Annotated in this window: 23 protein-coding genes and 1 pseudogene; 18 read left to right on the top strand and 6 right to left on the bottom strand. The window is 71.5% G+C overall.

The genetic code is table 11. From position 1 onward, the window contains the following. Positions 1-3: 3 nt before the first annotated feature. From FKN01_RS00115 to FKN01_RS00100, 4 genes are read left to right on the top strand one after another with little or no spacing between them, the layout of a single operon-like run. Complete coding sequence (locus tag FKN01_RS00115) at positions 4-2,634, top strand: ATP-binding protein (protein WP_143615613.1); 2,631 nt, start codon at positions 4-6, stop codon at positions 2,632-2,634. After that, a complete protein-coding gene (locus FKN01_RS00110; RefSeq protein WP_143615612.1) occupies positions 2,631-4,997 on the top strand; it encodes a hypothetical protein in 2,367 nt (788 codons plus the stop codon). The genes FKN01_RS00115 and FKN01_RS00110 overlap by 4 nt, the downstream gene beginning before the upstream one ends. After that, positions 4,994-6,178, top strand: coding sequence for a C40 family peptidase (locus FKN01_RS00105; protein WP_260696721.1), 1,185 nt, complete (start codon positions 4,994-4,996; stop codon positions 6,176-6,178). Before FKN01_RS00110 ends, FKN01_RS00105 begins: the two co-directional genes overlap by 4 nt. After that, positions 6,175-6,822 carry a hypothetical protein gene (locus tag FKN01_RS00100; RefSeq protein ID WP_143615611.1) on the top strand — a complete coding sequence of 216 codons (648 nt, stop codon included), beginning with the start codon at positions 6,175-6,177 and terminating at the stop codon, positions 6,820-6,822. Before FKN01_RS00105 ends, FKN01_RS00100 begins: the two co-directional genes overlap by 4 nt. Here FKN01_RS00100 and FKN01_RS00095 read toward each other — a convergent pair whose 3' ends face one another. Further along, positions 6,823-7,542 (bottom strand): endonuclease/exonuclease/phosphatase family protein, encoded by a 720-nt coding sequence (locus tag FKN01_RS00095; protein WP_143615610.1) that lies wholly within the window; start codon positions 7,540-7,542, stop codon positions 6,823-6,825. It lies immediately after the preceding gene. A gap of 81 nt (positions 7,543-7,623) precedes the next feature. Here FKN01_RS00095 and FKN01_RS00090 point away from each other — a divergent pair, with 81 nt between their 5' ends. The 3 genes from FKN01_RS00090 to FKN01_RS00080 all read left to right on the top strand — a co-directional run bounded on the left by FKN01_RS00090 (position 7,624) and on the right by FKN01_RS00080 (position 10,904). Further along, positions 7,624-8,448 carry a PIG-L deacetylase family protein gene (locus FKN01_RS00090; protein ID WP_260696720.1) on the top strand — a complete coding sequence of 275 codons (825 nt, stop codon included), beginning with the start codon at positions 7,624-7,626 and terminating at the stop codon, positions 8,446-8,448. Beyond that, the gene (locus FKN01_RS00085) at positions 8,445-9,590 is read left to right on the top strand and encodes a glycosyltransferase family 4 protein (protein ID WP_260696719.1); all 1,146 of its coding nucleotides are present in this window, start codon (positions 8,445-8,447) and stop codon (positions 9,588-9,590) included. The genes FKN01_RS00090 and FKN01_RS00085 overlap by 4 nt, the downstream gene beginning before the upstream one ends. Positions 9,591-9,716: 126 nt before the next feature. Next, complete coding sequence (locus FKN01_RS00080; protein WP_143615608.1) at positions 9,717-10,904, top strand: TRM11 family methyltransferase; 1,188 nt, start codon at positions 9,717-9,719, stop codon at positions 10,902-10,904. Between the two features lie 92 nt (positions 10,905-10,996). Here FKN01_RS00080 and FKN01_RS00075 read toward each other — a convergent pair whose 3' ends face one another. The 3 genes from FKN01_RS00075 to FKN01_RS00065 are packed head-to-tail and all read right to left on the bottom strand — an operon-like array spanning position 10,997 to position 13,471. Then, positions 10,997-11,752, bottom strand: a complete 756-nt coding sequence (locus FKN01_RS00075; RefSeq protein WP_143615607.1) for a class I SAM-dependent methyltransferase — start codon at positions 11,750-11,752, stop codon at positions 10,997-10,999. Between the two features lie 29 nt (positions 11,753-11,781). Next, positions 11,782-12,678 carry a glycosyltransferase family 2 protein gene (locus FKN01_RS00070; protein ID WP_143615606.1) on the bottom strand — a complete coding sequence of 299 codons (897 nt, stop codon included), beginning with the start codon at positions 12,676-12,678 and terminating at the stop codon, positions 11,782-11,784. 16 nt (positions 12,679-12,694) lie between these two features. After that, positions 12,695-13,471: a phytanoyl-CoA dioxygenase family protein gene (locus tag FKN01_RS00065; RefSeq protein WP_143615954.1), complete on the bottom strand. Its 777-nt coding sequence runs from the start codon at positions 13,469-13,471 to the stop codon at positions 12,695-12,697. A 514-nt stretch (positions 13,472-13,985) separates the two neighbouring features. On the opposite strand from FKN01_RS00065, the gene FKN01_RS00060 reads away from it, so the two are divergent. The 10 genes from FKN01_RS00060 to FKN01_RS00015 all read left to right on the top strand — a co-directional run bounded on the left by FKN01_RS00060 (position 13,986) and on the right by FKN01_RS00015 (position 20,779). Further along, positions 13,986-14,768 (top strand): GNAT family N-acetyltransferase, encoded by a 783-nt coding sequence (locus FKN01_RS00060; protein ID WP_260696718.1) that lies wholly within the window; start codon positions 13,986-13,988, stop codon positions 14,766-14,768. A gap of 109 nt (positions 14,769-14,877) precedes the next feature. Then, entirely contained in the window at positions 14,878-15,699 is an 822-nt protein-coding gene (locus FKN01_RS00055; protein WP_143615604.1) for a phytanoyl-CoA dioxygenase family protein, read from the top strand. An 84-nt stretch (positions 15,700-15,783) separates the two neighbouring features. After that, complete coding sequence (locus FKN01_RS00050; protein ID WP_143615603.1) at positions 15,784-17,247, top strand: GMC oxidoreductase; 1,464 nt, start codon at positions 15,784-15,786, stop codon at positions 17,245-17,247. A gap of 325 nt (positions 17,248-17,572) precedes the next feature. Beyond that, the gene (locus FKN01_RS00045; RefSeq protein WP_143615602.1) at positions 17,573-17,809 is read left to right on the top strand and encodes a hypothetical protein; all 237 of its coding nucleotides are present in this window, start codon (positions 17,573-17,575) and stop codon (positions 17,807-17,809) included. Further along, positions 17,806-18,171 carry a DUF6907 domain-containing protein gene (locus FKN01_RS00040; RefSeq protein WP_143615601.1) on the top strand — a complete coding sequence of 122 codons (366 nt, stop codon included), beginning with the start codon at positions 17,806-17,808 and terminating at the stop codon, positions 18,169-18,171. The genes FKN01_RS00045 and FKN01_RS00040 overlap by 4 nt, the downstream gene beginning before the upstream one ends. Continuing rightward, complete coding sequence (locus FKN01_RS00035) at positions 18,168-18,962, top strand: hypothetical protein (protein WP_143615600.1); 795 nt, start codon at positions 18,168-18,170, stop codon at positions 18,960-18,962. Before FKN01_RS00040 ends, FKN01_RS00035 begins: the two co-directional genes overlap by 4 nt. Then, positions 18,962-19,105 (top strand): hypothetical protein, encoded by a 144-nt coding sequence (locus tag FKN01_RS32380; protein ID WP_185992682.1) that lies wholly within the window; start codon positions 18,962-18,964, stop codon positions 19,103-19,105. The genes FKN01_RS00035 and FKN01_RS32380 overlap by 1 nt, the downstream gene beginning before the upstream one ends. A gap of 8 nt (positions 19,106-19,113) precedes the next feature. Then, the gene (locus FKN01_RS32375; protein ID WP_185992681.1) at positions 19,114-19,689 is read left to right on the top strand and encodes a hypothetical protein; all 576 of its coding nucleotides are present in this window, start codon (positions 19,114-19,116) and stop codon (positions 19,687-19,689) included. Then, positions 19,686-20,195, top strand: coding sequence for a hypothetical protein (locus FKN01_RS00020; RefSeq protein WP_143615597.1), 510 nt, complete (start codon positions 19,686-19,688; stop codon positions 20,193-20,195). The genes FKN01_RS32375 and FKN01_RS00020 overlap by 4 nt, the downstream gene beginning before the upstream one ends. Beyond that, positions 20,195-20,779, top strand: coding sequence for a hypothetical protein (locus FKN01_RS00015; RefSeq protein ID WP_143615596.1), 585 nt, complete (start codon positions 20,195-20,197; stop codon positions 20,777-20,779). The genes FKN01_RS00020 and FKN01_RS00015 overlap by 1 nt, the downstream gene beginning before the upstream one ends. Before the next feature lie 322 nt (positions 20,780-21,101). On the opposite strand, the gene FKN01_RS00010 is transcribed toward FKN01_RS00015, so the two are convergent. Then, positions 21,102-21,296 (bottom strand): hypothetical protein, encoded by a 195-nt coding sequence (locus tag FKN01_RS00010; RefSeq protein ID WP_143615595.1) that lies wholly within the window; start codon positions 21,294-21,296, stop codon positions 21,102-21,104. A 157-nt stretch (positions 21,297-21,453) separates the two neighbouring features. Between FKN01_RS00010 and FKN01_RS00005 the strand changes: the two genes are divergently transcribed. Next, the gene (locus tag FKN01_RS00005; RefSeq protein ID WP_143615594.1) at positions 21,454-21,690 is read left to right on the top strand and encodes a GntR family transcriptional regulator; all 237 of its coding nucleotides are present in this window, start codon (positions 21,454-21,456) and stop codon (positions 21,688-21,690) included. Positions 21,691-21,759: 69 nt separating this feature from the next. Here FKN01_RS00005 and FKN01_RS32370 read toward each other — a convergent pair. Next, a pseudogene (locus FKN01_RS32370) lies at positions 21,760-22,209 on the bottom strand (hypothetical protein); the annotation flags it as partial.

Here is a 22,209-nt window from a genome sequence, read left to right as displayed (position 1 = left end):
GCCATGCGTCTTCCCGTGCGCCACATCAGCGGCCATCTGATCTGGACCACCAACGCGACGGTGTGGGCCGTGTGGCGGGTCGATTCCGACAACTACAGCCACGCCTCCAAGGCGGCCAAGCACGAACGCCTCAACGCCCTGGAGTCCCTGTTCAAGGCGATCAAGGGCGAGGCCCTGCTGCTCAGCCTCTGCCCGCAGGTGGACGCGGCCAGCGTGGTCACCCGCATGACGGCGGGCATCGACCTGGACGCGTCCCCGGAGTACGTGGACCTGTCGCTGCGGGTCCTGGACGAGCTGGAGGAGATGGAGCTCTCCGGGCGGGTCGACTTCCTGGCCGTCCCGATGAAGCACACCGACTTCAAGCAGGGCGCGTTCGCGGTCCTGTCCTCCGCCCACTACGAGGTCATGAACACCCTCGGGCTGCCCACCACCCCGGTCAGCAGGTCCGAGGAGGAGCGCCGGCTCGAACAGGCCCGGCACCTCGCCGCGACCTGGCCGACCGCCATCCGGCTCCGGCCCGCCACCGAGGGCGAGATCCTCTGGATCTACGGCCACTGCGCGCGCCGGGGCCTGGCGGAGCCGCTGCTCCCGGAGCACGACGAGCCGCGCTCGGTGGTGGGGCGCGGGCGCCCCGTGGCCGCGTACAGCGAGGTCATCCTCGACGAGGGCGGGCGCGGCGACGGCATCCAGGAGCGGCGCGGCGTCCCGCTCAACCCCTTCCGGCACCGCTATGTGAAGTCGAGCACCGAGTTCGGCGACAGCTACCAGTCCTTCTCGGTCCTGGCCGAGATGCCGGACTCCTTCGCCTTCCCCGGCAGCGAGTACCTGGCCGCCCTGGACGACTTCGGATTCCCGGTGGACTGGGCGGTCCGGCTGCACATCGAGCAGGGCGCCAAGGCCGAACCGAAGTCCCGCCGGCAGGCCCGCGAACTCGCCCACCAGCGCGGCGAGTACGACGGGGAGACGGCGGGCGTCCCGGCCAGCCTGGACAAGGCGAGCACCGCGCTCAACGAGTACCGCTCCCGGCTCACCTCCTCCTCGACGGAGGTCGAGATCAGGGCGAGCGTCGTCACCTGTGTGTGGGGCGGCACCCCGGAGGAGACCGAGGAGAAGGCCGCCGCGCTGATCAACCACTTCGGCGGCAACGACTACACGCTCGTGCGCCCGATCGGTGAGCAGACGGCCCTCTTCCACAGCATGCTCCCGGGCACGCCCACGCCCCGGGTGATGAACGACTACGCGCAGTTCCTGCTGGCCAGGGACTTCGCGATGTCGCTGCCGTTCTGCGGACAGTCGCTCGGCGACGACGGCGGTTCGCTCTTCGGCCTCCAGCTCAACGGCGGCGGCGCCCGCCCGGTCCTGGTCGACTTCAGTCTGGGCCCGCGCATGAACGCCTCGGCGTCCGCCGTGTTCATCGGCGAGCTGGGCTCGGGCAAGTCGGTCGCCATGAAGACCGCGATGTACTCGATCCTGACGACCGGCCGGCGCGTCGGGCGCTCCCGCAGCCGCGGCCGGGCGCTGGCCATCGACCGTACGCCCCAGCAGGAATGGGCCCGCTTCGCCCGCGCCTGCCCGGGCGAGACCCAGGTGATCACCGTCGACGAGGACGCCTCGGTCTCGCTGGACCCGCTGCGCGTCTTCAAGGGCCCGCGCGCCGCCCGTTACACCGAGTCCTTCCTGACCCCGCTGCTGGACATCGCCTCCATGTCCACCGAGGGCGTGACGCTCGCGGACGCCATCGACGCCACGCACAAGGCGCCCCGGCCCAGCATGCGGCTGCTGCTGGAGACCCTGACCGAGCGCGCGCAGACGCCCGATCCGCAGGACCCGGACGACCACAACGTCCGGGCGGCGGCGAGCGAACTGGCCCGGAAGCTGCGGTCGCTGGCCAAGAAGGACCTGGGCCGGGTGATCTTCGACCCGAGCCTGCCGATCGTGGAGATCACCGACGCCGACACGATCATCTTCTCGGCCGCCAACATCGGACTGCCGAAGAAGACCGAGCTGGAGGGCCACCGGCTGTCCAGCCTGGAGGTCGAGAAGAAGTTCGGCTGGCGCCTGATGTATCTGGTGGCCGCCCTCTGCCGCGAGATCGCCTTCGCCGACCCGGAGGAGTTCGTCGGCGTCTTCCTGGACGAGTGCTGGTGGCTCACCTCGTCCGCCGAGGGCACGGAACTGCTCCTGGAGATCATCAACGACGGCCGCAAGCACGGCTGCGGCGCCTTCGCCGGCTCCCACGACCCGTACGACGTCGGCCCGGCCAACTCGGAGTACGGCGAGAAGATCCGGGGCCTGGTCTCGCACCGGTTCCTCTTCCGCCACCGCAACCGCCAGCTGGCCGCGCGCGGGCTGGAGTTCCTCGGCCTGGACGGCACCGATCCGGAGCTGCTGAAGCTGGTCACCGAGAACCTGTCGCCGATCAACGTCTCCGACGACGAACGGCTGCTGCGCTCCGGCGAGTGCCTCTACTACGACCTGAGGAAGCGGATCGGCGGCATGAAGGTCCTGATCCCGGCGGACGAGCACGCGGCCGAGGCCATCCACACGACCCCGGGCCGCGCCACGCTGGACGAGCCCGCCGAAGCCGTCGAGGCGGCCGACGCCATGGAAGCGGTGGAGGCGCAGCGCATATGACCGCACTCACGGGGGTGATCCAGCAGCGCCGCACCTGGCTGCGGCTGCTGGTGCTGGTCGGCGTGCCGATCGTGCTCATGGTGGTGTTCTCGCACCACGCCTGGGCGGACGGCTGCAGCCCGAAGGACAAGGTTCCCAATCTCTTCTGCGAGCCGCCGAAACCGAAGGACAGCGGCAAGGTCCTCGGCATCTTCGACGTCGTCGACAAGAACGGCGTCCCGATCAGCGCCTACGGCCTCAACGTCGACCAGGGCGGCACGCTCGACGTCATCAGCAAGATCATCGCCTTCCTGATCGGCGTCGGCTTCAACGTCCTGCGGACCGTCATCGGCTTCGCCTGCTGGCTGGTCGACTGGGCCCTGGACTTCGGTCTGGCCAAGCAGCTGCTCGACCCGGTCTCCGACGTCGCCGCCACGATCAAGGCCCAGGTGATCGACAACCTCGGCCTGAAAGTCCTCTTCCTGACGCTCGTCGCCGTGTACGCCGGCTACCTCATCCTCTTCAAGCAGCGGTCCAAGGGCTGGATCGAGATCTGCACCTCCCTCGTGATCGCCTCGATCGCCACGGTGACCCTGGCCAGTCCGGGAACGTTCCTGATCGGCAACGCCGACGACACCGGCGTGCTGGGCAAGACCAAGCAGTTCTCCCTGGACATCGCCGACGTGATCCTCGAAGACCGGTGCGCGGCGGACGGCGTGTCCCCGGCCGAGCAGGACGGCCCGGCCAGCACCTGCAACGGCCAGGGCCAGGGCAGGTCCAAGAGCGATTCGGTCGCCAGGCCCATCACGGACGGGCTCGTGGACGCGTTCATCCAGCGCCCGGTGTGGGTGCTGTACACCAACAAGCCGATCGACGGTGCGTGCAGTGCCGCGTACGGCAAGGCGACGCTCGCCCGGTACAACTTCAACCGGCTCGTCCTGCCCCGGCTCATCGAGGAGGAGAACAACAAGGGCTGGATGGAGAAGCTGGGCAACGCGTTCAGCGAGGTGTTCTCCCTCGACGGCCTCAAGGACAGCCTGCTGATCGCCACCGGCAACCCCTGGGCCATCTACACCGTGGTGAAGGACGAGCAGAAGGAGGCCGTGGAGGAGTTCAAGAAGAAGGCGGAGGGCACCGACGCCTGGAAGACCTACATCAGCGGCAAGGACGGCTCCGACCTGGCGGCCGACCCGAAGGTCCAGCAGGCGTGCGGCGGCGACGTCCCCATGGACGACCAGCAGATCTCCGCCTCGCTCGACAACCTCCTCTCAATCTGGTTCATCGCCCTCGCGGCCCTCATCGTCGTGGTGCTGGTGGTCGCGGTCTCCTGCACCTTCCTGATCTCCCAGGTCTGGATGGCGCTCGAGGTCATCCGCGCCCAGCCGGCGCTGGTGGCGGGCATCCTGCCGGGTGGCGGACGCACCGCCATGTGGAACTGGGTGTCGGGGGTCGTACGCGTCATCCTGGCCATCTTCCTGTCGGTGATGTTCCTGGCGTTCTTCCTCGTCATGGTCATCGCCCTGCTGAACGCCGACACCGGCGAGGTCATGACGGTCAAGTTCCTGACCATCGACTTCCTGGCCGTGGCGTTCCTGGTCTTCCGGAAGAAGATCACCGCGGCGGCCAAGAACATCTCCAGCAACTTCGGCCAGCGGATGGCCTCCAGGACCGGAGGCGGCGTCGACCCGGACGACGCGCCCCCCAACTCCTTCCAGGGCGCCACCGAGAACGGCAAGTCCGGCCTCGAACAGCTCAAGGACGACGGCGCCACCCTCAGCAAGGTCGGCGGCCGCGCCCGCGACCTCTGGAAGGGCAAGGCGCCGGGCGGCGGAGGCGGATCGGGCGGCGGAGGCGGAGGCGGCGGTACCGGCTCCGGCAAGCCGAAGAAGAACCTCAAGGACCGGGTCCAGGGCGCCGTCAAGCTGGGCACCACCGTCGCGGCGGCCGTCGGCTCCGGCGGCACGAGCGCCGCGGTCCAGGCCACGGCGAAGGCCGCCCTCAAGGCCCGCCTCAAGAAGGCGGCGAAGAACCGGCTCCAGAAGAACCGCGTCGGCCGGGCCACCCTCACGGCCGCCCGCACCGGCCGGTACCTGAAGAACGACGCGCCCATCACCCGGAGCAGGTTCCGGAACGCGGCGGCGGCCGAGCGGCGCAACCTCGCCGACAGCGTCCCGCCGAGCGAGGATGAGCGCCGCCGCGACTCGCAGCGGGACGCCGCCCGCCGGATGCGCCAGGCCAGGAGCCGGCAGCGCAGCGACAGCCAGCGGCTGAACCGTACGGTCAACGGCCGGCGCAACCAGCAGCGCAACGCGCGGCGCTCCTCCGGCCGGGGCGGCCGGCGCACCCCACGCGGAGGAGGCGGCGGCGGAGGTAACGGCAGGTGAGCCCAGCCGCCAAGGCCGAGCCGATGAGCAGCGGCAAGAAATGGGCCATCGGCTTGGCCGTCACCGCCTTCGCCCCGTGGATCTTCTTCATCATCGCCACCTTCATCGCGGCGAGCATGCTGCCGGGGGGCCAGACGAGCGAGGAGCACGTTCCGGTCGAGGTCAGCTGCGTCAAGGTGTCCGGCATCCCCAAGCCCACCTGCGAGGCGTATCTGTCGGCGGAGGAGAAGATCAAGGAGGTCCGCCCCAAGTGCAAGAACCTCAGCTGGACGCTGCTGGCGGGCATCGGCAAGATCGAGTCCCACCACGGCACGTTCATGGGCCGCAAGGTCATCGACAAGTACGGCGACAAGTACGGCAACGTCGAACCGCCGGTGATCGGCCCGGTCCTGGACGGCACCAACAACACCCAGCGGATCTACGACACCGACAACGGCAAGTACGACAACGACACCGTGTACGACCGGGCCGTCGGGCCCACCCAGTTCATCCCGCAGACCTGGGAGAGCGTCGCCCAGGACGGTGACGACGACGGTGACACCGACCCGCAGAACGTCTTCGACTCGGCGCTGAGCACAGCGGCGCTCCTCTGCGGCAAGGGCGCCGTCGACATGTCCGACCCGAAGACCGAGCACGACGCGATCTTCCGTTACAACCACTCGGAGCAGTACGTCACCGACGTGCTGAACGCCAAGGCGGAATACGACGCCCTGGGCGACATCTCCGGGCCCGTCAACGCCTCCGGAAAGGCGAAGCAGATCATCCAGGCCGCCAAGTCGCAGAAGGGCCAGCCCTATTCCTGGGGCGGCGGGGACACCCTGGGCCCCTCGTACGGCATCTGCTGCTCCCCGGGCGGCTACTCCGGCCGGCACATCAAGGGCTTCGACTGCTCGGGCCTGACCGAGTACGCCTACGGGAGGGTGGGCATCATGATCGGAAGCACCGCGCAGGCGCAGCACGACAGCGGGAAGGTGCGGGTCACCCACCAGCGGAACCTGAAGGGCGCGCAGCCGGGCGACCTCCTGTTCTTCTCGGACAACCCGGGGAGCGGGAAGGGGATCTTCCACGTGTCCATCTATCTGGGCGGCAACCGGCAGATAGAGGCGCCGAGGCCGAACAAGGTCGTCACGGAGTCCGACGTCCGGATGGGTTCGCTCGACAGCATCGGACACCTGAAGTGACCGGCGCGGAGCGCTCCGGCATCGTGATGCTCGCCATGGCGGCGGTGCTGTCCGTGGTCGGCGTCGCGCTGCTCTGGCCCGACATGAGCGGCGGCCGGGCCCCGGTGGCCCGGCCCCCTGCCACCTCACCGGCCCCGTCGCCCACGACGGCCCCGCCGTCGCCCGCGGTCACCCCCACGGTGGAGCCGGAGCCCAGTCCCTCCCGCACCACGGAGAAGCCCTCGCCGTCCCCGTCCGCCTCCGCTTCCCGGGACGGCGACGACCTGGCGGGGACGGTCAGCGACGCGGCCCTGCTGCACTCGCTGCGGCTGAGCCGCCAGGCCGACATCCCGCCCACGCTGGAGGAGCGCCTGGTCGCCCTCGGCGGAAAGGTCCTGCTCGCCGACCTCACCGGCACGGGCCGCAAGGCGTTCCCGGACTACTTCAAGGGCGCGTCGGCCACGGACCGCTGGCGCGACTGCCGCATCCGCGCGGGGGTCGGGGAGCGCTACGACAACCGCTCGGACGCGGCCCTCATCCACCTGGTGTGGGCCGGTACGAGCCCGGAGGGCGAACGCGAGGACCGCCGCCCGGCGACGGTCCTGCTGGTGCGGGACGTGGACGGCACCTGGGCACCGCAGCCGCTGCCCGTGGAGGACGAGTGATCACTGTGCGCGCGGCAGCAGCGCCGCCCGGACCGGCCGGTGGTCGGAGCCGAGACCGGGAAGCACCTCCCCCTCGGCGACCGCGTACCGGCGCGGTACGAGGATGTGGTCGAGCTGGGCGACCGGCCGGCCGGCGGGCCAGGTCCGGCCCGTTACCGCGCGCCGCCGCCGGGCCAGGACGGCGGCGGCCGGGCCGACCATGTTCAGGTCGCCCATCACCACGGCGTCGCTGACCGGGCCGAGCCGGCGGACGAGCCGGCGCAGCTGACGGGGGCCCGCGTGCAGCCGGTGCGTCAGGTGGGTGTTGACCACGTGCAGCGTGCCCCCCGAGGGGAGCTCCAGCACGACGGACAGCGCCGCCCGGCGCACCGTGTCCCCCGCCGCCCGGCCGAGGTCCAGGACGCGGTGGCCGACGACCGGGAAGCGGGTGAGGACGGCGAGGCCCCAGGACCCCGTCGCCTCCGGCTCGCGCTCCACGACCCGGAAGCCGTCGATGTCGGCCATGCGGGTCAGCGGAAGCTCCCTGATCCCGTAGCCCAGCTCCGAGGCCGCCCGCGCGGCGGCGCTCGGTCCGCCCCCGGGCGTCCACACCTCCTGGAGGCCGATCACATCCGCTCCGAGGGCCGCGCAGGCGGCCGTCACGTCGAAGGGAATTCCATCACCGCCGCATCCCCAGTGAAGGTTGAAGCAGGCGACCTCGATCCGGTCGAATTCCGTCAACTCACAACCCTTGCTTCCGCCGCCGACGACTCAACCAATCTTATTCGCAGGGCAGTTCACACACATGCACAAGGGGAAAGCATGACGTCCGCAACCATTCAGCCGATTCCCGGCGCCGGGGAAGTCCCCGACATATTCAGGGGCCGTTCCCTCGTGGTGCTCTCGCCCCACCTGGACGACGCTGTCCTGTCGTGCGGCGCGCTCCTGTCGGCCTGCCCCGGCTGGGGTTCCCGGGTCACGACCGTCACCGTGTTCAACGGAAGGCCCGAGGGCCCGCTGTCGGAGGCCGCGGTGAGCTTCCACGAGTCGATCGGCCTGGTGGACGACCCCATGGGCCCGCGCGAGGCCGAGGACGACCGGGCCCACGGGCTGCTCGGCGTCACCGGCACACGGCTGGGCATGCCGGAGGCGCTGTACCGGTGCGACGCGACCGGACACCATCTCTACCCCCATGACCAGGACATCTTCGTCTCCGGGCCGGCCCGGGACCTGGAGCCCGGGCTGACCACCCGGCTGGCCGCCGCCCTCCGCGCCCTGCCCGCCGTCCAGGAGGCCGATCTGGTCCTGGCCCCGCTCGGCGTCGGCCGCCACGCCGACCACGTCCTGGTGGCGGCGGCGGCCCGGCTGCTCGACCGCCCCCGGGACTCCGTCCTCTGGTACGAGGAACTGCCGTACATCCTCTACGACCACTGCGCGGGCTGGGAGGCCGATCTCGCCCCGGGCACCCCGCTGATCAGCCGGTATCCCCGCGAACACTGGGAGCGCAAGCTCGACGCGATCGACTGCTACGCCTCCCAGCACCCCATCCTCTGGTTCGAGCCGGAGTCCCGCCGCGAGGAGATCACCGCGCACGCCGCCGCCCTGGGCGGCGGAAGCCCGGCCGAGCGGTACTGGTGGCGGCCGTGACCCTGCCGTGCGTCCTCCACGTCATCCGCCCGCAGCCCCCCGGGGAGGTCGGCGGCGCGGACCTGCACATCGCCGACCTCGCCGAGGAACAGAACCGAAGCGGCGCGCGAGCGGTCGTCTGCCATTACGGAAATCCCGAGTACGGCGCCCTCCTGGACGCCCGGGGCATCGAGAACCTCGGCGTGCCGGCCGACGGACTGCGCCGGTGGACGCGCCGCCTCCGGGCGTACGTGCACGACATCGGCCCGACTCTCGTGCACTCGCACGGCTACGACGCCGACTACGTCGCGACCGCCGTGAAGCTGACGGCGGGCCCGAGGGCCGGCGCGTTCCCGCCCTACGTCATCTCCGGCCACGGCTTCATACGGACCGGGGTCAGACTGCGCGCGATGACCTTGCTGAACGAACGCTGCCTCCGCTTCGCCGACGCCATCATCACCGCCGGCGCGGCGGAGGCGGCCCGGCTGCGGTCGCTCGGCCACGCCGACGTGCAGTACGTGGCCAACGGCGTCCGGCCCGCGCCGGACAGCGCGAGTTCCCACCTCACGGACGAGCTCCCGCTGCCCCCGGAGGGCCCCAAGGTCGTGTACGTCGGCCGCCTCTCCCCCGAGAAGCGTCCCGATCTCTTCCTCGGCGCGGCGCGGACCCTGACGCGGGAGCGCGCCGACGTCTCCTTCGCCGTCATCGGGGCGGGCCCGCTGCTCACGGAGTACGAGAAGCGCTCCGCGGACCTCGGACTGGCCACCCGCGTCCACTTCACGGGGCTGCGCCGCGACGTCCCGGCCCTGCTGGCCGGCGCGGACGTCCTCGTGTGCTGCTCGGACACCGAGGGCACCCCCCGGGCCGTCGTGGAGGGGATGGCAGCCGGACTCCCCGTGGTGGCGACCCGGGTCGGCGGCCTCCCCGACCTGGTGGACGACGGCACCACGGGCCTGCTGACGGACGCGGGCTCCGAATCCCAGCTCACCGATGCTGTGCGGAGCCTTCTGGAGGCGCCCGAGAAGGCGAGGGAAATGGGTGCGGCGGGCCGCCTCCGCGCCATGGAGAATTTCGGTGTCGCCCGCATGTGGGCGGAAATCAGCGAGGTATACGCCCGGGCGACGTCGGCCACCTGGCCTTTCGCCGCCTCGCATTCCCGCTGACCGCCGGGGGCGCCGGGTCCGGGGCGGGCGGTCCGTGTGCGCCCCCGCCCCGGACCCGGCGTGCGGCGCCCTCCGCGCCCCGAACACGGCCGTCCCCGGCGGCCCCGGTTCCGGTACGCTGCCCGGATGCGCTATTTCATCCAGTACCCCGCCGGGACCAGCGAACTCGTCGCGGATGCCATGTCGCACTTCGTCGACGACTTCCGTGCGGAGTACCAGGACGACAGCGCGATGCTCTTCTCCTCCAGTTCACCGATGGAACGCGTCGCGGACATTCCCTTCGCGAAGAACGCCTTTGCGGTGATCACCGAAATCCGGCGCGGCGACATCAATGCGAATGTGGCGCAGCTGGCCGGCTCGCTGAAGAAATCGCAATTCCCGCCGCTCCCCGGTCCCCGTGCCCGGGGTTTCCGCGTGATGGTCCACGTCGACGGCGAACTGGCCTCCGTCGCGGGCGCCCCGAAGCGGGAGATCGAGCGCACGGTGTCCGCCTGCACGGGCATGCGGCTCGAACCGAGCGGCCGGGGCCAGGAGTACTGGGTCATCGGCCGCCTGGACATGCGGGACCTCATGTTCTGCGCCCGGCTGCCCAAGCCCGCCCGGCCCAAGAAGGCGCGCGGCGCCCTGTCCCACGAGCTGTCGTCCATGCTGGTCCTGGCGTCCGAGCCGCAGCCCGGGGACACCTTCCTCGACCCCTTCGCCGGCAGCGGCTCGTTCGTGGTCGCCCGGCTCGCCCTGCCGGCCCGGGAGGTCGTCTACTCCGACCTGGACCTCGCGGAGCACCGCGACCAGCTGCCCGGCGAGGCGCTGCGCGACCGGCGGGTGCGCCTGCTGGACGAGGACGCGATGGTGCTCCCGTCGGTCCCGGACGGCTCGGTGGACGCCGTCGTGACGGACCCCCCGTGGGGCGAGCACGAGGAACTGACCGTGCCGTACGAGGAGTTCGCCCGGACCACCGCCCTCTCGCTGGCCCGGGTGCTGCACCCGGCGCGGGGCCGGTACGTGCTGCTCTGCGCCCGCCGGGGCGCGCCCGCGTTCGAGGCGGCGCTCACGGACGCCGGCCTCGCGGTCCGCGCGACGCACGAGATCCTGGTCAACGGCCACCCGGCCACGGTCTTCATCGGCGACCGGTGGTCCGGCGCGGAGCCGGCCCGGGAGCCGGCGAAGTCCCGGGAGCCGCAGGCCCCCGAGCCGCCGCAGGCTCCCGAGCAGCCGCAGGGCGACGGGCGGCGCCGGGCGCCCAGGACTCCCGCCAAGCCCCTGCTCATCGGAATGGGCACCTACCGCCGCTCGCTGAACCGCTTCTCGCGCTGACGCCGGGACGGACGGGCTGGCGGGCGGACGGGCCGTCGGACGGGCGGACGGAAGGGCCGTCGGGCACACGCGCCGTCGCTCGCGCCCACCCCCTACCGCACGCGCCGGAACGACATCCGGGTCAGTCCCACCGCTGGCGGCACGACCGCGTCCACCACGCGCGCCACCGGAAGCACGGCGGCCTCGGCCCGGACGTGCCGCCGGCTCGCCCGCGCCCCTTCGTGCCGCCCGCCCGACGCGGCGGCCCGGACCAGCGCGGCGGACACCTCCTGGGCGCTCAGCCTCAGCCGCTCGGAGACGACCGGGGTGAAACCGGCGTCGCGGAGCGTCGCCGCGTACCACGAGGGCCGCCGCAGCCAGTGCGAGGACCGGTCGCGCACGGGCAGCACGGCGGTGTCCTCGAAGAGGTGCACCTCGCGCTCGGCGACCCTGGCCATCTCCAGGAGCAGCGAACGGGCGTCCTCGGGCGGGTTGTGCTGGAGGACCGTGGCGACGAACACCGCCTCGAAACGGCGGTCCTCGAACGGCAGGGTCCGTCCGTCGATGCGGACGAACCCGGCGTCGACCGTGCGCCGGGCGTGCCGCAGCATGGTCTCCGAGAGGTCCGCGCCGACGACCTCCTTGCCCTGCTCCGTCAGCCACCGGACGTTGCCGCCGGGCCCGCAGCCGACCTCCAGGACCGTGGACGCGTCCCGGAGGGCCGGGCCCAGGAACCGCCGCATGAACATGGAGCGCTTCAGCCGGTAGAACTCCGTGTCGTCCCCGGCGACCACGCCGCCGCCGTCCGAGCGGTCACCGAGGTGGCCGGCCACCTCGTCCCAGTACTGCTGTGCCGCGTATTCGGCCATCTCTCTCTTCACCTCACGTTGCGGGCGGTTCAGTTGGGCTGGGTGGCGTTGACCCGGACTTCGCGCAGCACCGGGCTCCAGACCTGGTACGTACGCCCGCGCCGCTCGTCGATGGCCCCCTGCACCCGGGCGGCCAGCTCGACTCCGCAGAGCGTGGCGAGGGTGAGCACCCGGCCCGGTTCCTCACGCACCACGTTGAGGGCGGCGCGTACGACGTTCCGCTTCCGCAGCGTGGCCGGCCGGTAGGACAGCCGGCGGCCGGCCGCCCGGTGCTGGCACGCGATGCGGCGACGCTGGCCGTAGAACTCGCGGACGTCGCTCGGCGGGAAGTTCCGCACCTCCGCCTCGGAGACGTACGCCAGCAGCCCGCCCCGCCGGATCACCTCGGCCTCCATCACGACCTCGTCGCAGTGGATGCCCGTGGGCAGCCCGTGCGGCACGAACTCCGCGCGCAGGGCGACGACTTCACCGAGCTTGGGCTGGACGGCGGCGATCTCGTGGTGCATGCGCCAGAGCAGATCGTGCATCCGCCCGGTCAGCCCCGGGGTGCCGTAGGCGGCGACCCGGGGCCCGGTCATCCCGCACCGGGCATCGCGCCGCATGGGCTCCACCAGGCGCTCGACCAGTCCGGGCGTGACCACGAGGTCCGCCCCGGCGATCACCAGGACATCGCCCGTGGCGCGGGAGAGGAAGTCGTTGATGGCGGCCAGCTTGCCCTCGCGCTTCGGTCTGTCCACCACGGTCAGGCGCGCGTCGCGGCGCGCGTACTCCTCGGCGGTCCGCACGGTGCCGTCCGTGCTCGCACAGGACATCACGAATATCTCGAGTATCTTCGCCTGCTCCGGTTCCTGCGCGAGCACGGCCTCGATCGCCCGGCCCACGGTGCGTTCCTCGTTGTGGGCGAATATGCCGATACTGACCTTCACTCCGTTCCTCCTCTGCTCAATAGCGGTCGAGGTCGCGCGGTGGTCCGCTGATCATGTTGAGGTACTCGTAGAAGCCGAAGCCGTAGAACTCGCGGCGCTCCGGCGACAGCGACTCCAGCACCGAAGGGTCCATGCTCAGCTGGAAGTTCTCCTGCTGGCGGATGTACGGACGGCAGTAGTACGCGAGCACGCCGGTGCGCTGGGCGCCGGCCGAGCGGTTGGCGCCGGTACCGTGCCAGATCCGGCCGTCGATGACGAGGGCGGTGCCGGCGGGGCCGGTGGCGGGCACGAGTGAGCCCTTGGGCGGTGGCCCGTCGAGGAGATGGCTGCCGGGAGCGACCAGGGTGGCGCCGTTCTCTTCCGTGAAGTCGTCGATCATCCAGATGACATGGGCCGCCAGTGCCAGCGGCCAGGGCCGCGCGGCCCAGTCCTGGTCCCAGTGGGGGGTCATGGCACCGCCCCCCCCCGGCCCGGTGATGTTGGCGCTCAGGTTCGACATGCGCACATCGGGGCCGAGGCAGGACTCCATGAGCGCGAGAGCGGCGGGGTGCTCCGCCAGTCGCAGGAACCGCTCACCGCGGTTGAAGAGCGCCCAGACGCGCTGGTTCGACCCTCCGGAATAGACGTGATCATTGTCCGCGGCCAAGTCCTTGGCAGCCTCCGCATGAATGGATTCGCGGATCTCGCCGACTTCTTCCCGGGACAGGGCACCCGCCAATCGCGCACACCCGTAAGTGCGGAGGTGCTCGGCCGCGAGGTCCAGTTCATCGGTTATGCCGGGAAGACCGGGCATGGTGTCGGCTGCGTCTGTCACTACATCCCCCTCGTAAGGTGACGAGATCTTCAGTCGGCGATCAGTGAAGCACATCGAGCCACCTCGGTGCCGAGAAAATGGGGGCCGTCCGGAGCGACATCGCGGACATCTCCATCGCTGGCGGACAGGCGCCCGGGACATGTGCCCCCACGTGTCACACACGCCCTCACATGCACACCTACAGGGGGTAGTTGACGTCGCGTGCCGTCTGCGGCAGGGCCTGGTACGACCCCGGGCCCCTGCCGCGGAAGACGCTTGACGACGCAATCTCGCTGGGTAGTATCAAGCCAGACACGGGGGAGGAACATATTAATTGCATGATGCAATGCTGCTCCGCGCAGCCGACGCCAGAGAATTCGTTGAGAGCTGGCATCCGGGAATCATCGGCACGGATTTCATAAGCCCTGAATGGGTCCTTTCCTCATGGGATACCCTTACCCAGCTCGGAAGCCCGGCCGTCGCTGTCGTACGTGACGGAGACATATGGGCGGCAGTGACCCTGACGGAGAAAACGACGCCGAAAGGACCCGTATTCGGCTTCGCCGGCCAGCCCCTGGGTGACGAGCACGACGCGGCCCTCTCCGCCCCGTCCGCGGTGCGCCTGCTTCCCGATCTCCGGCGCCTCCTCGAACGGACCGCCGCGAAGAGCGCGGACCTCGTGCTCGACTGCCTGACGACGGACGGCCATCTGGCCCGGGAGCTGAGTCGCGCGCCGCGATGGGACCTGGAACCACTGGCGGCCCCCGTCATCGCACTCGCGAACATGCGCGTCAGCGCGAAGGGCCACGCCCGCAGGCTGCGGAACCTGAGCGCGCTTGGTTCGCTCCGCTTCGACGTCATCGACGGCCCGGAACTGACCGCGGCCGAAGGGGAACGCTTCATCCGCGCCAAGTGGGACGACTGGACGCGCCAGGGCCGCATCGACACGCTGCCCCCGGTGGAACGGCTCGCCGGCTTCCCCCACTTCATGGGCGCGGCCGTGAGCGGACTCGCGCGGCGCGGCCGGGCCCGGCTGTGGACACTCAGCCTGAACGGCGACCGGGTGGCCGAGGACCTGCACATCGGCCCGCCGTCGGCCCCCCTCATCTACATGGGCAGTTACTCCCACGACCTGCGGACGTACAGCCCGGGCCGGGTCCTGCTGGAGGAGACCCTGGGCCGACTGGCCGCCCGGGGATGCGCGTACGTCCGCATGGGCCGTGGTGACGAGGCCTACAAGAAGGAGGCCGGCGCGGGAGACGAGACGGTCCTCAGAGCGGCCCCGGCCCGCGACTGACACTCCCGCGCCGCCGTCCCACACCCCCACACCCACACCCACACCCACGCACGATCCCGCGCGCCGGCTCCGTTCCGGTGCCCGCGGGGCACTACCTGGAGGATTGCAAGTGAACGAGACCGAGCGCTATCTGTTCGACCTGAACGGCTACATCGTCCTGCGCGACGTCCTCGGCCCGGAAGAACTCGACGCCCTCAACACGGGTGTGGACGAAGCCGGAGTGCCCGGGCTGCTGGAAGAGGTGAACTACATCCACACGGGCTTCCCGGACTCCGACGACGGCAACTCCGACCAGGCCGCGGGCCCGGTGGACCTGACCAACGGCCTGCTCACCGACTGGGGCAAGCCGTTCCGTGACCTCGTGGACCACCCGCGTGTCCTGCCCGTACTCGAGCAGCTGCTCGGCCCTCAGCTGCGCCTCGACCACAGCTACGCCATCTTCATGCGCGCCGGCGCCGGGGAGAGCACCCCGCACCACCTGCACAACGGCGGCACCCCCTTCGACCCGTCGCAGTACTACCTCGTGCGCGACGGCCGCATGCACAACGGCCTGATCGTGGTCTCCTTCGCGCTGAGCGACGTCAACCCCGGCGACGGCGGCTTCTGCGTCATACCCGGCAGCCACAAGTCGTCCTTCCCGGTACCCGACGAGATCCGCGCGATCACCGGCGAGGAACCGCCCGTCGTGCATGTGCCCATGAAGGCGGGCGACGCCGTCGTCTTCACCGAGGCCGTCACCCACGGCTCGATCCCGTGGAGCGCCGGGCACGACCGGCGCGCCGTCCTGTGCAAGTACGCGCCGGGCCACATCCAGTGGGAGCAGAACTCCCCCTGGGTCAACCACGACCACCCCTGGACCCCCCGCCAGCGCCGGCTGCTCACGGGCCCCTACGCCGGTGGGCGCCCCGACGTCGCCATGCCGGCCGAGTAACCACGGGCCGGGCTCCCCCGGCAGCCCCCGAGGGCCCTTCCCAGCCGTCAGCGCACCCGACCCCGATCACGAGGAACCAGTACGGTGATCTCCACCATCGACACGTACCAGCAGCCCACCCTTGAGGCGGACGTCGTCGTCGTCGGCTCCGGCCCCGCCGGCCTCGCCGTGGCGGCCGGCCTCTCCGACACCGGCCGCCGTGTCCTCGTACTGGACAGCGGAACGTTCAACCCCGCTCCCGACCCCGACCTGGGGAGCGGGCGGATCGAAGGAAGCAACCCGTACTACAACCTGGCCGAATGCCGTTCCCGCGGCCTCGGCGGGAGTACGACCCTGTGGGGCGGGTGGATCGAACCCCTCGACGCCATCGACTTCGAGACCCGGCCCGAACTCACCGACGCGACCGGCTGGTGCCTGTCCCGCGCCGACCTCGACCCGTACTACACCGAGGCACTCGCCTTCTGCGCCGTGCCCGAGAAGGTGGACGTACGCGAGTGGAAGCGGCAGGACGAGGCGCGAGCGGCGGGTGCACCGCTGGAATCCCGGGCCTTTCCGGCGCTCGGCCCCCTTCAGCTCGGTCACCGGCACGCGGACGTCTTCACCACGGGCACGACGGACCTGCTGCTCCGGGCGACGGTGACGCGCATCGTCACCTCGCGGGACGGCGCGTCCGTCGACCACCTGGTCGTGGCCTCCCCGCAGGGCGAGTACCGCGTCACCGGCGACACCTTCGTCCTGGCGACGGGAGGCTTCGAGACCCCGCGCCTGCTCCTCGCGTCGCCGAACCGGCACTGGCCGGAGGGCCTGGGCAACGGCCACGACGTCGTGGGCCGGTACTTCATGGAACACCCCCACCTCGACGCCCTCCGCCTCCGCGGCGACTCCGCGGCGCTCGACATGTCCTTCTTCGACGGCGAGCCGGCCGGCACCTCCCGCGACGGCGCCCCCATGTCCGTCATCGGCGCGCTCATGCTGTCGGACGAGGCGTGCCGCTCGGCCGGCGTCGGACGGGCCCAGCTGTTCCTGGAGGACGTGGGCCTGCACACCCAGCACCGGGTCGCCGTGGAGCACCGGGGCCGGGCCCGGCCCCTCGCCCACAGCGTGCCCGCCACCAGCGACGAACTCGCCCTGGTCGCGGTGACCGAACAGGTCCCCAACCGCGACAGCCGCGTCGTCCTCGGCGAGGACCGCGACCGCTACGGCGTACCCAAGCCGGTCGTCCACTGGGAACTGACGGACACGGACCGCCGCACGGTGGACGTCGCGACGTCCGCCGCCCGCGACCTCCTGCTCGCCCTGGGCGCCACCGACGTCCGCGTGCGCCCCGACGCCTGGTCCCTGGACACGGTGGGCGGCCCCCACCACCTGGGCACCACCCGCATGGCCCACTCCCCGTCGAACGGCGTCGTGAACGCCGACAGCCGCGTCCACGGCGTGAGCAACCTGTACATCGCGGGCGGCTCCGTCTTCCCCACCGGCGGCTACGCCCCACCCACCCTGACGGCAGTGGCCCTGTCCCTCCGCCTCGCCCACCACCTGACGCCCTGACGCCCCAAACCAAGAACCCCAGGCCACGAAAGTGACCTGGGGTTCAACGGAGCCGCCTTCGGGATTCGAACCCGAGACCTACGCATTACGAGTTTGCTGACCGATTGGTCACGGCCGGTCGTAGCTAGTCGTATGCGCAGGTCGGAGACGGTTTCGACTCTACCTGACCGCCCCCGACCCGTGGCGAACCGCAACGGCAATTGCAACGGCGCTGCACGCGCGCCGCCGCGCCGTCCTGCTTCCAACGCAGAACGGCGCCGCCCGGTGGTTGCACACCGGGACGACGCCTTGATCCGAACCCCTTCGGTACAAGGAGTCCTGACCCATGCAGAACGTACCCGAGCCCGCCCGTACCTCGTACACCGCGCTTTACGACGCCGAGCGGGACGGCAGCCCCTACGTCCCGCCGCTCGCCAACGCGCTTCGCCTTGCCCGGGCGACGCTCGCCGAGAAGGCGGCAGCGAACATCCACGATCACGACGAGATGCTTCGCGCCGCCGTCAGCCTGGAGGCCCGCCTCCGCGCCCTCGTCGCCGCCCTCGACAAGGAGGCCGGCCGATGACCGCCCCGCGCACCGTGACGGTGCCGACCCTCGACCACGGACCGGTCGTCATGACCGAACCGGCCTGGTGCGCCGGCCACGCCGACGAACCGACCGAACTCCGCTGCGACACCGGCCACACCGGCACCCCCCACCCCCTCATGTACGAGGGCCTGGAACTCGCCTACAGCGTCCCGGTCCAGGACCCGTTCGCCCCGTCCGGCCGCCGCAGCGTCGGCGTGCTCGTGGAGTTGGGGCCGCTCGCGAACCGCCTCACGCCCGCCGAACTGGACGTGCTCGCCGGGCTGCTGGTCGACTACGCGGGCACGCTGCGCCGCCTCGCCCGCCAGCTGTCCGCCCTCCACGCCGGGGAGGCCCGGTGAAGCGCGACTACCTCCTGTGGGGCGCCCTCGGTGCCGTCCTCGTCGTCCTCGCCTCGGCGGAGTACGACCTCGCCCGCGCCTGCGGATTCGGCGAACTCGTGGCCGCCGGTGTGCCGGCCGCGCTCGACATCTACGCCGTACGGGCCCTGCGAGCGAAGCGCGACGTCCTGGTCGTCGTCGCCGCCCTCATCGCGGTGAACTCGGCTTCGCACCTCCTCGCGGCCGGGGTCCTCACGGTCACGCCGTGGCTCATCGTGCCCGTGTCCTCGATCGCCCCGCTCGTGCTGTGGCGGGTCCACCAGCTGGGCCACCACGCCCCGCAGCAGGGGCAGGCGGAACCGATCTCCGCCCTGGCGGAACCGGCGGAACCGGCCCCGGTTCCGGTCGCTGTCGAGCGCGTTCAGGAGCCCGTCGACACCGCGCCGGCCGGGCCCGTCCTCGGGCCGTGGTCGCCCCTGCCGGAACTGGGCACCGGAACCGGCGGAACCACGGCCGGAACCGGCCTTGAGCAGGACCTGTTCCAGCACTGGGAAGAGGCGCTGGCCGTGACCGCGCCCCTACCGGAACCCGTCGACACAGCCCCGGTTCCGCCGGTTCCGGACCCCGGTTCCGGTGGTGCCGATCTGGAGTCCGCCGACAGCGGCAACACCACCTTCGAGCGGCAGGTGGCCGACGCCCGGGACTGGCTCACCGAGGACCCGGAACTGACCGGAACCGCCATCGGTCAGCGGCTCGGAACCAGCGACGCCTACGGGCGCCGCGTACGCCGCGCGGCCCTCGCCGCCACCTGATGTTCGGCGTGTTCTTCGCCGTCTCCGTCCTGGTCGCCCTCGCGGGCCTCGGCGCCGTGGCGCTCAACGACGTCCCCCGCATCAGCGGAACCGTCGCCCTCGTGCTCACCATCGCGGCCCTCGCGGTCGCCATCCTCCACTGAGGCACCCCATGACCGACCGCCCGATCACGCCCACGCGGATCATCCCCGCCGGGGCGCCGCTCCCGAACCGCGGCCCCCGCCCGGGGGAGCTGCCCCCGTGGTGGGAGCAGCCCGCACCGGCCCCCGCACCCCCGGCACCACCCGCACCACCGGCCCCGCCCGCCGTATCCGTGCAGGCCGCCGCACCCGCGCCGCTGCCCCCGCAGGTCCACGTCCACGTCGTCATGCCGTACGAGCCGGCGCCCGAGCCCACCCGGTGGCAGCGCCTCACCGCCTGGCTGCACTGCTTCGGCCGGCCGTGGCAGATCAGCGGCGCCCTGCTCCTCACCGTTCTTCCCTTCCCTGGCACCCGCTACAGCGCCGCCGCGACCTGGGCCTACGCCACCGGCGAGGCACGGGCCGAGTGGGGCGCCCCCACCGGGTACGCCCTCGCCCTGCTCCCCCTCGCCTGGGCCCTCACCCGCACCGCCCGCCACGGCGCCACCGTCCTGCGCCTCTGCGTCATCGTCGTCGCCGCTGCCGGCGTCCTGGGCGCCCTCGACCCCTTCGACCTCGTCACCGCGTACACCGGAGTCCACCGATGAAGATCACCCTCACCGGCGCCACCCTCGCCGCCTGCGTCTTCGCGATCGCCTTCATGGTCATCTACCTGCGGAAATGGTGGGTCGGCGGCCGCGCAATGAAGGACCTGGCGAGCATGATCCAGGGCTTCGTCAACGGAGCGCTCGCCACAGTCTGCTTCGGTGGCCTCGGCGGCTGGCTCGCCGGATGCGCCCGTCAAACCGCAGGCGGCGTAGGCGGCAAGGTCATCAGCGGAACGACCGGCACCGACGCTGCCACGCCCATGGCCACCGCATCGCTGGGCCAGCTCACACCCGAAGGCGGCACCGTCGTCTTCTTGCTCTTCGTGGTCCTCTTCTTCTCCTACAAGGCCGCCTCCAAGGAGGACAAGGGCCGACTGCTCGCATTCGTGTTTGCCGGGATGGTGCTCTGCGTCACCGCAGGCGTCGCCGGGATGCTCGACGGCCTTCCCGACCTCGTCAACAGCTTGGGCCTCTCCGGCCGCAACGCCATCGAGGGGCACGTCTGATGACCACCGAACCCACCAAGGCCCAGCGCCACGCACGCACCCTCGTCGCCGGACAGCGCATCCTCGTCCGCCAACTCGCCACCCGCGCCGCCGCCTGGATTCGCGCCGGCCGCCGAGATGACCTCGACGGCGTCGCCGCGATCCTCGGCTGCATCCTCCGCATGGTCATCCTCGGCGGCGCCGCGTACGGGGCCTGGTGGGCAGTCCGCCGCTGGCCCGTCATTCTCTGGGCCGTCGTGCCGCTGTGGCTGTGGGCTGCCGTCCGCGCCCTCGGCCACGACGAGGACGACGGCCCCACCGACGCCCCGGCCGCCGACACCGCCGCCCAGCGCGAGCAGCTGCACGCCCTCGTGCGCGACCTCATCGGAGACCGCCCCGGCGTCCACCTGAGCACCCTCCTGGACCACCTCCAAAAGCACGGCCAGGGGGAGGGCTGGACGGTGTCCGATCTGAAGGCCCGCCTGCCCCGGCTCGGGGTGCCCGTACGGCGCTCCGTGAAGGTCGGCAAGAAGGTCGCCACCGGGGTCCACCGCGACGACCTCCCGGCCCCTTCCCCGGCCGAGGGCGAGCAGCAGGCCGCCTGAGGTCTACCACCCCCGTCTACCTGCGGATCTACCACCCGCGCTACCCCGAACTACCGGGTCGGCTACCGGCCGATCTACCCCTGCTGTCAGACCCTCGCAGTAGGGTGGGGAACGGCGAGGGCCCCGTACGCGGTTGCGTGCGGGGCCCTCTGGTGTGTCGGGGGTCAGCGGCGGTGACACAGGCAGCCGCAGCGGTAGGTCTCCAGTGGGCGCTCCCACTCCGGGGCGCCTGGCCGGCGCACGACGTGCGGCCCCGGGCACTCGCGATGCTCCCCGATCCGGCACGCCGGGGCGGACGCGTCGGGGCGGGACGGGGCGGTCGTCACCGCGGGGCGCCGTACGGGGCGAGACCGCGCTGCTCCCGGCACGGGGCACACGCGTACAGGCTGCCCCCGGGCCCCGACCCCTGCTCGATCACCTGCACCAGCACCGCGGTCTCGGACGGGCCCTTGTGCCAGTGACACCAGCCGAAGATGGACCCTGCCTCTACCGGCTGCTGGTCGGTACGCTCTGCCATGGCGTCGCCTCCACGCGTCGTCCACACCCCCGGACCGTGCCATCGGTCGCGGGGGTTTCCTCTTCCCACCGTAGCGCGACTGCGTCCCACCGCGTCCCCCTGCGTCGGGACGCGTCCCCACGATGCCGACCGCAGTAGGCAGCGGGACCGTGAGGGTATGAGCGCGCTCCCGCAGTACGAGTACGTGAAGCTGGCGGACCGCATCGAGGCGGACATCCGGTCCGGCACCCTGCCGGACGGGGCCGCGCTGCCCGGCGAGCGCGCAATGACGGAGATCTACCAGGTGAGCATCGGCACCGTTCGGCGCACGGTCCGGGAGCTGCGCGACCGCGGCCTGGTCGCCACGCTGCCGGCCAAGGGCACGTTCGTCACGGCGCCCCCGCCCGAGGCGTAGGCCGGGCAGGGGCGTCAACGCGCGCGAGGGCCCCCACCGCGAGGGTGGGGGCCCCGTCTGTGCCGCGCGCTAGAACCTCAGCCCCTGGGCTGCGGTGCGGGCGTACTGCTGGATCTGGCCGTCGGCCACCACCCGCATGCGCGGGGTGAACTCCTCGTCGCCGATGAACAGCTGCACATTCACCGGGCGGGCGGCCGGGGCGGCGACCCCGGCCAGCTGAAGGCCAGCACTGGCGAAGCGGGGGAGGTTCCGGGTGAGCTGGGTCAGCTCGTCGCGCACGTTCGGCATCTCGCTGCGGAACCCGTCGATGAGGCTCTGCATGATCAGCTGCCCGTTCGGGGTCAGCAGCCGGGCATCCACCTCCGCCGGGCCCTTGATCTTGGGAATGAGCTTGGTGATGCCGCCAAGGGTGGACTTGAGGGAGCTCACCTTGGACTCGATTCCGTCGATGAGTCCGCTGATGAGACTCGCGCCCGCGTCGTACAGCACGTGGCCCAGGTCGCCAACCGCGTTCGCCGC

The organism is Streptomyces sp. 130, from assembly GCF_007096885.1.
GTDB lineage: Bacteria > Actinomycetota > Actinomycetes > Streptomycetales > Streptomycetaceae > Streptomyces.
The sequence above is the reverse complement of the archived record's forward strand: the minus strand, read 5'-3'. Positions and strand labels throughout refer to the sequence as shown.

What these genes read in the sequence shown, in the direction of transcription:
- FKN01_RS32380 (WP_185992682.1), top strand. Translation starts at nt 18,962, where the DNA reads ATGTTCGGCGTGTTCTTCGCCGTCTCCGTCCTGGTCGCCCTCGCGGGC.
- FKN01_RS00015 (WP_143615596.1), top strand. Translation starts at nt 20,195, where the DNA reads ATGACCACCGAACCCACCAAGGCCCAGCGCCACGCACGCACCCTCGTC.
- FKN01_RS00110 (WP_143615612.1), top strand. Translation starts at nt 2,631, where the DNA reads ATGACCGCACTCACGGGGGTGATCCAGCAGCGCCGCACCTGGCTGCGG.
- FKN01_RS00090 (WP_260696720.1), top strand. Translation starts at nt 7,624, where the DNA reads ATGACGTCCGCAACCATTCAGCCGATTCCCGGCGCCGGGGAAGTCCCC.
- FKN01_RS00005 (WP_143615594.1), top strand. Translation starts at nt 21,454, where the DNA reads ATGAGCGCGCTCCCGCAGTACGAGTACGTGAAGCTGGCGGACCGCATC.
- FKN01_RS32375 (WP_185992681.1), top strand. Translation starts at nt 19,114, where the DNA reads ATGACCGACCGCCCGATCACGCCCACGCGGATCATCCCCGCCGGGGCG.
- FKN01_RS00040 (WP_143615601.1), top strand. Translation starts at nt 17,806, where the DNA reads ATGACCGCCCCGCGCACCGTGACGGTGCCGACCCTCGACCACGGACCG.
- FKN01_RS00010 (WP_143615595.1), bottom strand. Translation starts at nt 21,296, where the DNA reads ATGGCAGAGCGTACCGACCAGCAGCCGGTAGAGGCAGGGTCCATCTTC.
- FKN01_RS00075 (WP_143615607.1), bottom strand. Translation starts at nt 11,752, where the DNA reads ATGGCCGAATACGCGGCACAGCAGTACTGGGACGAGGTGGCCGGCCAC.
- FKN01_RS00080 (WP_143615608.1), top strand. Translation starts at nt 9,717, where the DNA reads ATGCGCTATTTCATCCAGTACCCCGCCGGGACCAGCGAACTCGTCGCG.
- FKN01_RS00045 (WP_143615602.1), top strand. Translation starts at nt 17,573, where the DNA reads ATGCAGAACGTACCCGAGCCCGCCCGTACCTCGTACACCGCGCTTTAC.
- FKN01_RS00065 (WP_143615954.1), bottom strand. Translation starts at nt 13,471, where the DNA reads ATGCCCGGTCTTCCCGGCATAACCGATGAACTGGACCTCGCGGCCGAG.
- FKN01_RS00020 (WP_143615597.1), top strand. Translation starts at nt 19,686, where the DNA reads ATGAAGATCACCCTCACCGGCGCCACCCTCGCCGCCTGCGTCTTCGCG.
- FKN01_RS00115 (WP_143615613.1), top strand. Translation starts at nt 4, where the DNA reads ATGCGTCTTCCCGTGCGCCACATCAGCGGCCATCTGATCTGGACCACC.